The organism is Pseudomonas neuropathica, from assembly GCF_015461835.1.
Classification (GTDB): Bacteria; Pseudomonadota; Gammaproteobacteria; order Pseudomonadales; family Pseudomonadaceae; genus Aquipseudomonas; species Aquipseudomonas neuropathica.
Genome location: NZ_JACOPX010000025.1, coordinates 1 through 13,758, shown reverse-complemented (window position 1 = coordinate 13,758; position 13,758 = coordinate 1). Strand labels below are relative to the sequence as shown.

Sequence of the window (13,758 nt, the reverse complement as noted above, 5' to 3'; positions counted from 1 at the left end):
CACCTAGAAAGGGAACAGCGGGCTGAGGAAGAAACGGTCGAACCAGCCTGGCTGACTCGTATCGGCAAACGCGCCGGTACCCGAGTAGGTGATGCGTGCATCGGCGACCCGGGTCGACGACACGGTGTTGTCCGTGGCGATGTCATCGGCGCGCACCAGACCGGCGATGCGTACCAGCTCGTCACCGGTGTTCAGCGTCAGCCACTTCTCACCCCGCACGGCGATGATGCCGTTGGGCAGCACGTCAGCCACGGTCACGGTGATCGAACCGGTCAGGCTGTTGCTCTGCCCGGACTTGGCGTCGCCCTTGGTCGAGCGGTCGGCGCTGTAGCCGGCGTTCAGACTGAGGTCGTTGCCGCCGATCGGGTTGTTGGTGGTCAGGCTGGAGCCGAACAACGAGGTCAGACCGACCTTGTTATCGCTGTTCTTGTCCATCTGCGAGTTGGCGTTCTTGCTCGCCTGCGTGCGCTCGTTCAGGGTGATGGTGATGATGTCACCGACCCGGAAAGCCTTACGGTCGCTGTACAGGTTCTGCTCGAAGCCGGCCTGATAGATCGAGCCGTTATTGGCGGCAGCCGGCAACGGCGTGCGCGGCAACACCGGGGCGTAGTAAGGGTCATTGGGCTTGGGCGTCGGAGCGACGCAGCCCGCGAGCGAGACGACCCCACTCAATGCCAGAACAGATACAAAGCGATTCATGACCCTACCTCACGGTGTTGCAGGCGACCTCATGGCCGCCTCATAGACTTGATTACAGATTCTGCGTTACGAACGAGAGCATCTGGTCAGCGGTGGAGATCACCTTGGAGTTCATCTCGTAAGCGCGCTGAGTGGTGATCATGTTGACCATCTCTTCCACGGTGCTGACGTTGGAGGTTTCCAGGGTGTTCTGCAGGGTGGTACCGAAACCGGCCAGACCCGGGGTGCCGACTTGCGGCGCGCCGGAAGCGGCAGTTTCCAGGAACAGGTTGTTACCCACGGCCTGCAGACCGGCCGGGTTGATGAAATCGGCGGTTTGCAGGTTGCCGATCACCTGAGACGCGGCGTTGCCAGCGACAGTGATGGACACGGTGCCGTCACGGCCGACGGTGAAGGTCTGGGCATCGTTCGGAATGACGATGGCCGGTTCCAGAGCGAAACCGCTGGCGTTGACGATCTGGCCATTGGAATCGAGGTGGAAGGTACCGTCACGGGTGTAGGAGGTGGTGCCGTCCGGCTGCAGGATCTGGAAGAAACCGCGACCGTCGATGGCCATGTCCAGCGGCTGCTCGGTGGTTTGCAGGCTGCCGGCGGTGAAATTTTTCTGGGTGCCGACGATGCGCACACCGGTACCCAGTTGCAGACCCGACGGCAGTTCGCTGTCCTGGGTCGACTGAGCGCCTGGCTGGCGCTTGATCTGATAGAGCAGGTCCTGGAACTCGGCGCGATCACGTTTGAAACCCGTGGTCGACACGTTCGCCAGGTTGTTGGAAATGGTGGTCAGGTTGGTGTCCTGGGCGGACAGACCGGTTTTGGCAACCCATAGAGCCGGAAGCATTCGATTCTCCTCGTGCGCCTGTTTTTCGGCGCGACGTTCTGATAATTAGCTGATCTGCAAGACCCGAGCCATGGCCTGGTCGTCGTCTTTGGCGGTGTTCATCATCTTGACGTGCAACTCGAACTGCTTGGCCAGGGCCAGCACCGAGGTCATCTCTTCAACGGCGTTGACGTTGCTCGATTCAAGGAAACCCGACACCAGTTTGACGTTGGCATCGGCCGGCGCAGGCTGGCCGTCCTTGGTGTAGATCGAGCCGTCGAGGCCCTTGTTCATGTTCTTGATGTCCGGGTTGACCAGTTTGATCCGGTCGACCTCCGCCATGACGCGCGGGCCTTCGCCCATCGCACGAATACTGATGGTGCCGTCTTCACCGACTTCGATCTGCTGCTCGGGCGGCACGGCGATCGGACCGCCATTGCCCATCACCGGCATCCCGTTGCCGGCGCGCAATACGCCGAGGGCGTCGACGTTGAGGCTGCCGGTGCGCACGTAGCTTTCACCGCCATTCGGGTTCTGCACCGCGATCCAGCCATTGCCGGTGACCGCAACGTCGAGGTCACGACCGGTCTGCACCAGCGAGCCCGGAGTGAAGTCGGTGGCGGGCCGTTCGCTCATGGCAAACGCACGCGCCGGAAAGCTGTCACCGAATACCGGCATCGAACGCGCCTGCTCCAGGTCGCGCTGAAAACCGTTGGTGGAGATGTTCGCCAGGTTGTTGGCATGAGCCTTCTGCGCCAGTGCGTTCTGGCTGGCGCCGGTCATTGCCACATAAAGGTACTTGTCCACACTCTTTCCTCTGCATGCCGGACGTTTGCCGCCCACCGCTGTACTGCTGAGCCATAAGCAATTTGCAGACCAACTTTTTTCTGGCGCACAAAGGCCCGGTAAACAAAGGACTTGGGGGATGTTGCGGGGGAATTTGAAATGTATCGAAGTCGAAAAACCGGCGGTGTTATGCCGCTTGGCGGCAAAAGATCAAAAGATCGCAGCGTGCCGCAGCTCCTACATTTGAAATGCGTATTCCTGTAGGAGCTGCCGAAGGCTGCGATCTTTTGATCTTAAGCTTCGGGATCTTTGCCGACTTCATACTCACGCAGTTTGTTGGCAATGGTGGTGTGCGAAACCCCTAGCCGCTTGCCCAACTGTCGACTGCTCGGATGCTCGGAATACAGCCGCTCCAGCACCGCTTTCTCGAAGCGCCCGACAATTTCGTCCAGGCCACCTTCCAGCGAAAAATCGCCAAGCGGCTGACGCACGCCGTAATCCGGCAGACGAATATGTTCGGCCTTCACCGTGCCGCCATCGCACAGCGAAACTGCCTGGAACAAAACGTTCTCCAGTTGCCGCACGTTGCCCGGCCAGTGGTAATGACTGAGGCGATCCATCGCCGCCGGTGCCAGTTTCGGCAGTGTGCAACCGATCTGCCGACTGGCCTGATCGAGAAAGTGCTCGACCAGCGGCGTCAGTCCGTCGAGGCATTCACGCAGCGGCGGAATGTGCAGCGAGAGCACGTTCAAGCGGTGGTACAGATCCTGGCGAAACTCGCCGCGCGCGCACAGCTCCGACAAGTCGACCTGCGTCGCACAGATGACCCGCACATCCAGATAAACCTCTTCATCACTGCCGACCCGGCGGAAGCAACCGTCCTGCAAAAAGCGCAGCAACTTCACTTGAAGACGCGGGCTCATCTCACCGACACCGTCAAGAAACAGCGTGCCGCCCGCCGTCAATTCCAGCAGCCCGAGCTTGCCTTCGGCGCGTGCACCTTCGAACGCGCCCGGGCCGTAACCGAACAACTCTGTCTCGGCCATCGACTCCGGCAGGCCTGCGCAGTTGAGCGCCATCAACGGCGACTGCCCCCGCGGACTGGCGAGGTGACAGGCGCGCGCAAGCAATTCCTTGCCGGTACCGGTTTCGCCCTCAATTAATAGCGGAGCGTCGAGCGGCGCCATACGCCGCGCTTCACGCACCACGGCGGCCATCACTTTCGAGCTCTGGAAGATGCTGTCGAAACCACGCAGTTCCTGCTTGCGCACGTTGTAGATGCGCTCGCCTACGCGATCGGCGCGGTGCAAGGTCAACACCGCACCGGCCATGGCCTCGCTGTCGTCGTGCTCCGATTGCAGCGGCGCGATATCGGCTAGAAAGATGTCGCCCTTGACCTTGACCCGCATGCCGTTGATTCGCGATTTATTCGCGCGCACCAGTTCCGGCAGGTCGAAATCTTCGGCGTAGCGCGACAGCGGAATGCCCGGTACCTCATCGACCCGCACACCGAGCAACTGCGCCGCCGCGCGGTTGGCCGCGACGATCGAGCCGCCCATGTCGATCGACAGCACCGGAAACTCCAGCGCGCCGAGCAGCGCATTCAATTCCATGTGCCGCCGCTCGCTGGGCATCAGCCCAACCCGCTTGACGCCAAACACCCCGGCGATCGCCTCGAATTTCGGGCGCAACGCCTGGAACTGGATGTTGATCAGGTTCGGGCAATGCAGATAGATCGCGTTGCCATGCTCACCGCCGACCTCACCGCGCGCCACGTTGATCCCGTAGGCCACCAGCAGGTTGAGAATGTCGCGCAGGATGCCGATGCGGTTCTGGCAGTGGACTTTGATACGCATATAAATCGCCCGAATAAACGATGAGAAACCTGTAGGAGTGAGCCTGCTCGCGATGGCTTTGGGTCAGTTGATATTGATGCTGACTGATACACCGCTATCGCGAGCAGGCTCACTCCTACAGGGGACCGCGCCAGACTTTTCTATGGTGGCACGCAGATAGTTGTCAAGATTATGTGACAGCCATCGGCCTTTTCAAACCCGCGAATCACCGTAAATGCGATATATCCGCCAAAGCGTAACGATTATTTTACGATTTCCGGCGATTCTTCCTACACGCATCGCGATCAACCTGCTGCAAACCCCATCGCTCTCAGGTAATTCTGAATCCATCGCTGGACATAACAAGAACGAATTCCCCTAGCAGGAGAGCAGTATGAAGCAGACGCAATACGTGGCCCGCGAGCCCGATGCGCAAGGTTTTATCGACTACCCCGCCGAAGAACATGCGGTGTGGAACACGCTGATCACTCGCCAACTGAAAGTGATTGAAGGGCGTGCCTGCCAGGAGTACCTGGACGGTATCGAAAAACTCGGTCTGCCCCACGACCGCATTCCGCAACTCGGTGAGATCAACAAGGTGCTCGGCGAGACCACCGGTTGGCAGGTCGCCCGCGTGCCGGCACTGATCCCCTTCCAGACCTTTTTTGAATTGCTGGCCAGCAAGCAGTTTCCTGTGGCGACATTTATTCGCACCCGCGAAGAACTCGACTACCTGCAAGAGCCGGACATTTTTCACGAGATCTTTGGTCACTGCCCGCTGCTGACCAACCCGTGGTTCGCCGAATTCACCCACACCTACGGCAAACTCGGTTTGCAGGCCACCAAGGAAGAACGTGTTTATCTGGCGCGCCTGTACTGGATGACCATCGAGTTCGGCCTGGTCGACACCCCGCAAGGCAAACGCATTTACGGTGGCGGCATCCTGTCCTCGCCAAAAGAAACCGTTTATTCGCTGTCGGACGAACCTGAGCATCAGACGTTCGACCCGCTCGAAGCCATGCGCACGCCCTATCGCATCGACATCCTGCAACCGCTGTACTTTGTCCTGCCGAACCTCAAGCGTCTGTTCGACGTGGCCCATGAAGACATCATGGCCATGGTTCGCCAAGGCATGCAGTTGGGTCTGCACGCACCGAAATTTCCGCCGAAACCGAAAGCCGCGTGAACCGCGACTTTTGCTGACAATTGAGCCTGTCAGTCGCCGCCACTTTGGTTTAGCGTGACGGCATTGACGACTCAGAAGCCTTTATAAAAAAAACACACTCGATTTCAGGAATACACCATGTCCACTTTGAACCAAGCCCACTGCGAAGCCTGCCGCGCCGATGCGCCACAAGTCAGCGACGAAGAACTGCCGATCCTTATCAAGCAGATCCCTGACTGGAACATCGAAGTCCGCGACAGCATCATGCAACTGGAGAAAGTTTTCCTGTTCAAGAATTTCAAGCACGCCCTGGCGTTCACCAACGCTGTCGGCGAGATTTCCGAGGCCGAAGGTCATCACCCGGGCCTGCTGACCGAATGGGGCAAAGTCACTGTGACCTGGTGGAGCCATTCGATCAAAGGCCTGCACCGCAACGACTTCATCATGGCTGCGCGCACTGACGAAGTGGCCAAGACCGCAGAAGGACGCAAGTAATGCATTTCGACGCCATCGGCCGGGTGCCCGGCGACCCGATCCTCGGTTTGATGGAGGCGTATGCGCAGGACAGCAACCCGCGAAAATTCGACCTGGGCGTTGGCGTCTACAAGGACGCTCAAGGCCTGACGCCAATCCCGGAGGCGGTGAAAATCGCCGAGGCGCGGCTGGTCGAAAGCCAGGACACCAAAACCTACATCGGCGGCCACGGCAACCCGTTGTTCGGCAAAGTGATCAATGAGTTGGTGCTCGGTGCCGACTCGAAGCTGATCGCCGCACAACGTGCCGGCGCCACCCAGACGCCAGGCGGCACTGGCGCCCTGCGCCTGGCCGCAGACTTCATCGCCCAGTGCCTGCCGGGCAAAGGCGTGTGGCTGAGCAACCCGACCTGGCCGATCCACGAAACCATTTTCGCCGCGGCCGGGGTCAAGGTCAGTCACTACCCGTACGTGGGCAGCGACAACCGCCTCGACGTCGACGCCATGCTCGCCGTACTCAACCAAGTGCCGAACGGTGATGTGGTGCTGCTGCACGCGTGCTGCCACAACCCGACCGGTTTTGACTTGAGCCATGACGACTGGCAGCGCGTGCTCGATGTGGTGCGCAGCCGCAATCTGCTGCCGCTGATCGACTTTGCCTACCAGGGCTTTGGCGACGGTCTGGAGCAGGATGCGTGGTCGACCCGCTTGTTCGCGACAGAAGTGCCCGAGCTGCTGATCACCAGTTCCTGTTCGAAGAACTTCGGCCTGTACCGCGACCGCACCGGTGCGCTGATCGTCTGCGCGAAAACCGCCGACAAGCTCATCGACATCCGCAGCCAACTGGCCAACATCGCCCGCAATTTGTGGTCGACACCGCCAGATCATGGTGCTGCGGTGGTCGCGAACATCCTCGCCGATCCCGAGCTGAAAGCCCGCTGGGCCGATGAAGTGGAAGCCATGCGTTTGCGTATCGCGCAGTTGCGCAGCGGCCTGGTTGAAGCGCTGGAGCCGCATGGCCTGCGCGAGCGTTTTGCACACATTGGCGTACAACGCGGGATGTTCTCTTACACCGGGTTGTCGCCGGAGCACGTGAAACAACTGCGTGAGCATCACAGCGTGTACATGGTCAGCTCGGGCCGGGCGAACGTCGCTGGCATCGACGCCACCCGCCTCGCCTTGCTGGCCGAAGCCATCGCCAGCGTCTGTAAGTAATACCGCACCCCCCTGTAGGAGTGAGCCTGCTCGCGATGGCGGTGTATCAGCCAGCATTCAAGTTGACTGACACACCGCCATCGCGAGCAGGCTCACTCCTACAGTTGTTTTTGCGGTGACCTTTGGGTTTTGCCCTCCCCTGCGGCCATCTGTCGCATTAATTTGAATTAAAAGTCTGATTGTCATTTTTCCTGCTGTATCCTGCGCAGGCTTTCAAGAAGCGCGGATCTACCAGATCTATCAACAGACTTAGCGAGGAGCGCAACCATGCACGAGATTCCTAATCTCCCCTTCCCAAGCCTGCACGTACCTGAGCAGACGACCACGCAGCAAGCCGGAGCCCAACAGCCCGAGCAGAAAGAAGCCGTTGAGAGCCGCCCGGCCGACAACGAAGAGTAAGACCCCGTCGTACAGACCGTGTGGAAAGCGCTAACATGCGCTTTCCACACTGCCTGAACCCCGAGCCTGCCATGACCGACGAATTCTCCGAAAGCCAAGCTGCCGTCCTGATCGGCACCACCGAGAAAATGATCGAGATCTGGAACCGCCTCTCTCCCGAGAAACAAGCCGCCCTGCTCGCCCGCTTCGGCAGCGAAGAAAATGCCCTCGCGGCGCTGGTCACCACACAATTGGTTGCCCCGGCCAAACCCTGAAGCGGCCTCCCGGCAAATAGTTTTACTTTTCCCGCCCCAGAAGCCTCCACGCCGGTATCATAAGCAGCCTATCTAATCTGCCGTTCCCGTGGATCGTTACCCATGTCGCCCTCTATGTCCGAGCCCCAGCGCCCCCTGGCGGTCACGCTGCAAGTCGTTTCCATCGTCCTCTTCACCTTTATCGGTTATCTGAACATCGGTATTCCGCTCGCGGTGCTGCCGGGCTATGTGCACAGCGATCTGGGCTTTGGCGCGGTGATCGCTGGCCTGGTGATCAGCGTGCAATACCTCGCCACCCTGCTCAGCCGCCCGTATGCCGGCAAGATCATCGACAACCAGGGCAGCAAACGCGCGGTGATGATTGGCCTGGCCGGTTGCGGCTTGAGCGGTGTGTTCATGTTGATCTCGGCGTGGACGCCGAACCTGCCGATGCTCAGCTTGATCAGTTTGTTGATCGGTCGACTGGTATTGGGCAGCGCCGAAAGCCTTGTCGGTTCTGGTTCGATCGGCTGGGGCATTGGCCGCGTTGGCGCGGCGAACACCGCCAAAGTGATTTCCTGGAACGGCATCGCCAGTTACGGCGCACTGGCAGTTGGCGCACCGTTCGGGGTGTGGCTGGTCGCCCAGTTGGGTTTGTGGAGCATGGGCGTTAGCATCATCCTGCTGGCTGCGCTGGGCCTTCTGCTCGCCTGGCCAAAAACGCCGGCACCGATTGTCGCCGGCGAACGCCTGCCGTTCATGCACGTGCTCGGCAAAGTGTTTCCCCACGGTTGCGGTCTGGCGCTGGGCTCGATCGGCTTCGGCACCATCGCCACCTTCATCACCCTGTATTACGCCACCCAGCATTGGGACAACGCCGTGCTGTGCCTGAGCCTGTTCGGTGCCAGCTTCATCGGTGCGCGCCTGCTGTTCGGCAATCTGATCAACCGCCTCGGCGGCTTTCGCGTGGCGATTGCCTGCCTGTCGGTGGAGACACTGGGCCTGCTGCTGTTGTGGCTGGCACCGGACGCGCATTGGGCGCTGGCCGGTGCGGCGCTGAGCGGCTTTGGTTTCTCGCTGGTGTTCCCGGCGCTGGGTGTGGAGGCAGTGAATCTGGTGCCGGCTTCAAGCCGTGGCGCAGCGGTCGGTGCTTATTCACTGTTCATTGATTTGTCGCTGGGGATCACCGGGCCATTGGCCGGAGCGATTGCGGCAGGCTTCGGCTTTGCTTCGATCTTCCTGTTCGCCGCTCTCGCTGCATTGAGCGGATTGGCCTTGAGCGTCTATCTGTACAAGCACACGGCCAAGTACCGCGAAGACTAGAAGTCCACTTTGCCGCGTCCGGCCTTGATGCTGCCGCGCTTGGTTTTCGATTCGAGCCGGCGCTTCTTCGAGCCGAGGGTCGGCTTGGTGGGGCGGCGTTTCTTTTCGACTTTGGTCGCGCTGAGGATCAGCTCGACCAGACGCTCAAGCGCATCGGCGCGATTGGCTTCCTGCGTGCGGTACTGCTGGGCCTTGATGATCAACACGCCATCGCTGGTGATGCGACTGTCGCGCAGCGCCAGCAGCCGCTCCTTGTAGAACTCGGGCAACGACGAGGCCGGAATATCGAAGCGCAGGTGCATCGCACTGGAAACCTTGTTGACGTTCTGCCCACCGGCACCTTGTGCGCGGATGGCCGTCAGTTCGATCTCGGCATCGGGAAGATGCACGTTGTTGGAAATCACCAGCATGGAAAAGCGTCCGTAATCAGAGTGCACAGGATACCGCGATTAGCTGCAAAGCGACCTGCGGCCTGCGGGCGCAACTTCCAGCGCACTTATATCGAGCGTCATTTCGAGTTACCCTTGCGACCTTTAAAACTACCCGTTTAATGCAGGAAGCAGACTTATGAGCAACAAGGCAGTTATCGTTTTTAGTGGTGGCCAGGACTCTACGACTTGCCTGATCCATGCACTGACCCACTACGATGAAGTCCACTGCATTACGTTCGACTATGGTCAGCGTCATCACGCTGAAATTGAAGTGGCGCAGCAGCTGTCGAAAAAGCTCGGTGTGACCGTGCATAAAACGCTGGATGTGTCCTTGCTCAACGAACTGGCCATCAGCAGCCTGACCCGCGACAACATTCCGGTCCCGACCGTGAACAGTTCCGGCGAGAGCCTGCCAAGCACCTTTGTTCCGGGGCGGAACATCCTGTTTCTGACCCTGGCTTCTATCTATGCCTATCAAGTCCAGGCCAAAACGGTCATTACCGGTGTCTGTGAAACCGACTTCTCGGGCTATCCGGATTGCCGGGATGAATTCGTCAAGGCGCTGAATAAAGCCCTTGAATTAGGCATGGATTACAATCTGCAACTGGATACTCCATTGATGTGGCTGAACAAGGCAGAAACCTGGGCCTTGGCTGATTACCACCATCAACTGGATCTGGTTCGCGAAGAAACACTGACTTGCTACAACGGCATCAAGGGCACTGGATGTTCCGATTGTGATGCCTGCAATCTTCGCGCAAAAGGCTTGAATGAGTTCCTGAATAATAAAGTTCAGGTCACTCAAAGCTTGAAAGAAAAACTTGGCTTAAAGTAAAACCGCAACAAGAAGCGCTCACTCAAGCATGCCGCGTGAGCGCTCTCCTCTCTTTATTGCGTCTGCGCACCCGTCAGGTACTTCTTGAACAATGATCTTGCGCCGTAGGCCGGCAAGATATTAAAGAAGGCAAAACCTACCTTGATTGCGATCTGAACGTAGATCATGCCCAGTATCGCGCTATTTTCCATCGTCCCGTAGAAAGCGATATAGCAGAACAGAAAGCTGTCGATGATCACGGCAAACAATGTGCTTAAAAACACTCGCAAAAACAGAAACCTGGAATTTGTGAGTTCTTTAATCTTGCACAACAGGTACGAGTTTATGTTCTCGGAAACCAGAAACGATATAGAAGACGCTACCAGAACTGCTGACAACTGACTGATAACATCATTATAAGCCCCATCGAGCTTCCACCCCGGCAGCCCCGGCAAATGGGTGGTAATCGCCAGTAGAATGATAATCGCCGCATTGCTGATGAACGCAAAGAGAATTGCCCGGCGCGCCAGCCGCAGACCAAACGTCTCGTTCAACAAGTCAACGATCAGAAAGGTCAGCGGGTAAAGAAAGGTTCCCGGGGTCACGACAATGTCAAAGTAATCCAGGTAGATCGGTTTTGTCGCTGCAATACTGGTGAAAATATAAAGCGTGAACAGCATCAGGTTCAGGATGATGTAGATCATCCACGAACTTTCATGACGATCATTGATTTCGTAAGCCGTCAGCGCCCCACCCTGGGAGTAGAACTTCTTGTAGAGGTTTTTCACTTCGATTTTATTCAGATTATCCATAATCTCACTATTCAACACTTCACTTAGTTTTATTTTAATTATCTTGCCTGTCGCAATAACCATGATAACGGCCAGGCTTTTTCCATTTTCGAACCCCAGCAATTTGTACTTGCTGTTTTCCATTTCAACACTGCAATCCATTAAATCGTTCCTCGATTACATCTCCGATCACGCATACACGATCCGTATCAAAGCTGCCTTCATGGCTTATAGATAACTTCGCTGTGATTTTGTCATACACCAGTTTTTCCCTGTCGCTGGTTGATGCTCCTTTCTGCACGATCAACAGTTCGCCGGGTTCATGCAGACCGCTGATTTCGTTTTCCAGCAGCACGCCAATCAGGTTAAAAGAAGCGCCAAAATAGTAAGTCAGTGGATAAATCGTCGCCAACTCACCAATTCTCTTATCCAGACTTTGCAGCAGCAGACTTTCTTTAATCACCGGAACCGCCGCCGGGTTCATGTTTCCCTGTGGCGAAATACTGCTTTCGATGATTTCCTTTTCTTCAAAATCAATCGTCTCTATTTCCTCGTAAGACACGCCGAAGAAATCAGAAATTTTGCGCACAGTGGACTGCTGGACATTGACCACCTTGCCTTCAAGGATGTTGTAGATGGTGGTACGCGTCAAACCACTGGAGTGACACAAGGACAACTGCGTCTCCCCGCGACTCTTTATCAGGTATTTGATGTTGTTCTTCAGATTCTCCGATCTTTCTCTTCTGTGCATCACATGCTTATCATCCATTTTTAACTGCAATCAATGTCACGTCCCGAATGATCATTCCGGACGTACACAAGTGAGGTAGGAAATTGCAGTTATATCCCTGTCAGTGCCGCGCAGGATCATAGCATTCTCCCTCCCTGGGTTCGGTATAAAAAGTCAGCTTTCACAGGCTGCTTCCGCCAACGTGCGGGGTCATTTCAGCCTCCGTACCGACTCGTCAGTTCCTTTCGACTTCCACCCAAGGCCGGAAAATCGGCACCGGGCAATGCCTGTTTTACACCCGACGCGACCACAAAAAGAATCATTTTCTTTGAAGAATGTTCATTTTTTTGATTAATTCTGTGGCGTTCCTCACTGAAAAATTTATGATGCGTCAATCCGGCGTCCCATTCTCGAGAGTGAAAGGACGAAAAAACGGGGGGCCTGTACAGGGTTTAGTTTTGCGCGCACAGCGGTCAAAACACGGATTCGCCTGTACAGATCTGGCAAGCAAGGACATGCGCAAATCACGCAAAACCAGGGAAGGAATCAAGCAATGGCAGTCATTACTGAACCGCTCGAAAACCAGGCTGACTTGCTGCGACGTGGCCTGGCGGATCTTCGCGCAGAAGATGCCGAACTGGCGGCCATTCTCGACGCGGAAATCACGCGTCAACAGCAAACGCTTTCACTGGTCTCGTCCTCCTGCGCAGTCCAGCCGCGAACCTTGGCGGCCTCTGCTTCCGTGCTGGTCAACGTGACGGCAGAGGGCATGTCCGGCAAGCGCCACAGCGCAGGGTGCGAGAACGTCGAACTGGTCGAATCGCTGGCCATCCGCCGGGCGCGGCAACTGTTCGGCGCGCAATACGCCAACGTGCAGCCACACTCTGCGTCGAACGCCGTTTACCAAGTGCTTACGGCCTTGATGGAGCCTGGCGATACCCTGTTGGGCATGGCGGTGGAACACGGCGGTCATCTCACGCATGGCAGCCTTGCCGCATTTTCCGGCGCCTACTACAAGGCGATTCAGTACGGCACGACAGCAGACGGCCTGATCGATTACGACAAGGTTCGCCTACTGGCACTCGCCCATCGCCCACGCGTCATCCTCTGCGGCGCCACCGCCTATTCGCGCGTGGTGGACTTCCAGCGGTTTCGTGAAATTGCCGATGAAGCCGGGGCCATCCTGCTCGCCGACATTTCGCACATCGCCGGGCTCGTCGCTACCGGACGACACCCAAGTCCGATCGACGCCGCCCACGTCACCGTCACGTGCACGCACAAGCAACTCGCCGGGCCTCGCGGTGGCGTGATTCTCAGCGGTGCTGATGCGAACACCAAGATTCCCGGTTTGCGGACCACCTTCAGTCGCCTGCTGGATCAAGCCGTTTACCCGCGAATGCAGGGTGCGCTCGCTGCCAACATGATCGCAGCGAAGGCTGCCGCGCTGGGTTATGCAATGTCCGCAGCATTCGATGTCTGCATGGCGCAGATCCGCAGTACGGCGGATGAAATGGCCAAAGCGTTTCAGGCCAAGGATTATGAAGTGGTCGGCGGCTGCAGTGAAAACCATACGGTGCTGGTTCGCTTGCGGGGTGGCATCACGGGGGCTATCGCCGAGGCGGCGCTGGGGCACTGCGGGATCATCGTCAACAAACATCGCGTACCCGACGATCCCCGTTCGGCACTTGTCACCAGCGGGCTGCGTATCGGCACCACTGCGCTGGCGCAACGCCGGGTCGATGTCCACGGCAGCCGCCAGATCGTCGATTTGATAGTGCGGGTTCTGAATACGGTAGCGCCGCTCGGCGAACAGGATTACACACTGGAACCCCTGCTCCTCGCGCAGTTTCGCTCAGAGGTCGAAACCCTGTGCAGGGACTATCCACTCGCCGATTATCAATAGCGATCCAACATTTACCCATCGAGTAGGAGGCGGATTCACATCCGCCGTCCTCTCACACCACCGTACATACGGTTCCGTATACGGCGGTTCAAGTTATGCGGTTAAGCCGGTTTATCGTATCCAGTATCGAGACCAGTCCGAGTC

The 13,758-nt window shown here is 57.6% G+C and carries 15 protein-coding genes; 8 read left to right on the top strand and 7 right to left on the bottom strand.

Going from position 1 to position 13,758, the window contains the following annotated elements:
• Window positions 1-3 precede the first annotated feature (3 nt).
• The 4 genes from flgH to H8F23_RS27105 form a co-directional block, all read right to left on the bottom strand.
• Complete coding sequence (flgH, locus tag H8F23_RS27120) at window positions 4-699, bottom strand: flagellar basal body L-ring protein FlgH (RefSeq protein ID WP_038363773.1); 696 nt, start codon at window positions 697-699, stop codon at window positions 4-6.
• Window positions 700-751: 52 nt separating this feature from the next.
• Entirely contained in the window at window positions 752-1,537 is a 786-nt protein-coding gene (gene flgG, locus H8F23_RS27115) for a flagellar basal-body rod protein FlgG (RefSeq protein WP_007920118.1), read from the bottom strand.
• A gap of 45 nt (window positions 1,538-1,582) precedes the next feature.
• Complete coding sequence (locus tag H8F23_RS27110; RefSeq protein WP_093439577.1) at window positions 1,583-2,323, bottom strand: flagellar basal body rod protein FlgF; 741 nt, start codon at window positions 2,321-2,323, stop codon at window positions 1,583-1,585.
• A gap of 272 nt (window positions 2,324-2,595) precedes the next feature.
• Window positions 2,596-4,158 (bottom strand): sigma-54-dependent transcriptional regulator, encoded by a 1,563-nt coding sequence (locus H8F23_RS27105; RefSeq protein ID WP_194936405.1) that lies wholly within the window; start codon window positions 4,156-4,158, stop codon window positions 2,596-2,598.
• Between the two features lie 373 nt (window positions 4,159-4,531).
• On the opposite strand from H8F23_RS27105, the gene phhA reads away from it, so the two are divergent.
• The 6 genes from phhA (at window position 4,532) to H8F23_RS27080 (ending at window position 8,945) form a co-directional block, all read left to right on the top strand.
• Window positions 4,532-5,323 carry a phenylalanine 4-monooxygenase gene (phhA, locus tag H8F23_RS27100; RefSeq protein ID WP_194936404.1) on the top strand — a complete coding sequence of 264 codons (792 nt, stop codon included), beginning with the start codon at window positions 4,532-4,534 and terminating at the stop codon, window positions 5,321-5,323.
• Between the two features lie 117 nt (window positions 5,324-5,440).
• The gene (locus H8F23_RS27095) at window positions 5,441-5,797 is read left to right on the top strand and encodes a 4a-hydroxytetrahydrobiopterin dehydratase (protein ID WP_003222798.1); all 357 of its coding nucleotides are present in this window, start codon (window positions 5,441-5,443) and stop codon (window positions 5,795-5,797) included.
• Window positions 5,797-6,990: an amino acid aminotransferase gene (locus tag H8F23_RS27090; RefSeq protein WP_194936403.1), complete on the top strand. Its 1,194-nt coding sequence runs from the start codon at window positions 5,797-5,799 to the stop codon at window positions 6,988-6,990. Before H8F23_RS27095 ends, H8F23_RS27090 begins: the two co-directional genes overlap by 1 nt.
• Before the next feature lie 267 nt (window positions 6,991-7,257).
• Window positions 7,258-7,389 (top strand): hypothetical protein, encoded by a 132-nt coding sequence (locus H8F23_RS29090; protein WP_256573958.1) that lies wholly within the window; start codon window positions 7,258-7,260, stop codon window positions 7,387-7,389.
• Between the two features lie 71 nt (window positions 7,390-7,460).
• The gene (locus H8F23_RS27085; RefSeq protein ID WP_093440150.1) at window positions 7,461-7,643 is read left to right on the top strand and encodes a hypothetical protein; all 183 of its coding nucleotides are present in this window, start codon (window positions 7,461-7,463) and stop codon (window positions 7,641-7,643) included.
• A 114-nt stretch (window positions 7,644-7,757) separates the two neighbouring features.
• Entirely contained in the window at window positions 7,758-8,945 is a 1,188-nt protein-coding gene (locus H8F23_RS27080; RefSeq protein ID WP_194936402.1) for an MFS transporter, read from the top strand.
• Here H8F23_RS27080 and arfB read toward each other — a convergent pair.
• Window positions 8,942-9,355 carry an alternative ribosome rescue aminoacyl-tRNA hydrolase ArfB gene (arfB, locus tag H8F23_RS27075; protein ID WP_007920134.1) on the bottom strand — a complete coding sequence of 138 codons (414 nt, stop codon included), beginning with the start codon at window positions 9,353-9,355 and terminating at the stop codon, window positions 8,942-8,944. The genes H8F23_RS27080 and arfB overlap by 4 nt on opposite strands.
• A gap of 157 nt (window positions 9,356-9,512) precedes the next feature.
• Here arfB and queC point away from each other — a divergent pair, with 157 nt between their 5' ends.
• Complete coding sequence (queC, locus tag H8F23_RS27070) at window positions 9,513-10,211, top strand: 7-cyano-7-deazaguanine synthase QueC (RefSeq protein WP_194936401.1); 699 nt, start codon at window positions 9,513-9,515, stop codon at window positions 10,209-10,211.
• A gap of 53 nt (window positions 10,212-10,264) precedes the next feature.
• Here the strand turns inward: queC and H8F23_RS27065 are convergent, their stop codons facing one another.
• Both H8F23_RS27065 and H8F23_RS27060 read right to left on the bottom strand, forming a co-directional pair.
• Window positions 10,265-11,143 (bottom strand): queuosine precursor transporter, encoded by an 879-nt coding sequence (locus H8F23_RS27065; protein WP_194936400.1) that lies wholly within the window; start codon window positions 11,141-11,143, stop codon window positions 10,265-10,267.
• On the bottom strand, window positions 11,127-11,732 hold the full coding sequence (locus tag H8F23_RS27060) for a helix-turn-helix transcriptional regulator (protein ID WP_116254671.1): 606 nt from the start codon (window positions 11,730-11,732) through the stop codon (window positions 11,127-11,129). The genes H8F23_RS27065 and H8F23_RS27060 overlap by 17 nt, the downstream gene beginning before the upstream one ends.
• Before the next feature lie 532 nt (window positions 11,733-12,264).
• Here H8F23_RS27060 and H8F23_RS27055 point away from each other — a divergent pair.
• Window positions 12,265-13,614 (top strand): serine hydroxymethyltransferase, encoded by a 1,350-nt coding sequence (locus tag H8F23_RS27055; RefSeq protein ID WP_194936399.1) that lies wholly within the window; start codon window positions 12,265-12,267, stop codon window positions 13,612-13,614.
• Window positions 13,615-13,758 lie beyond the last annotated feature (144 nt).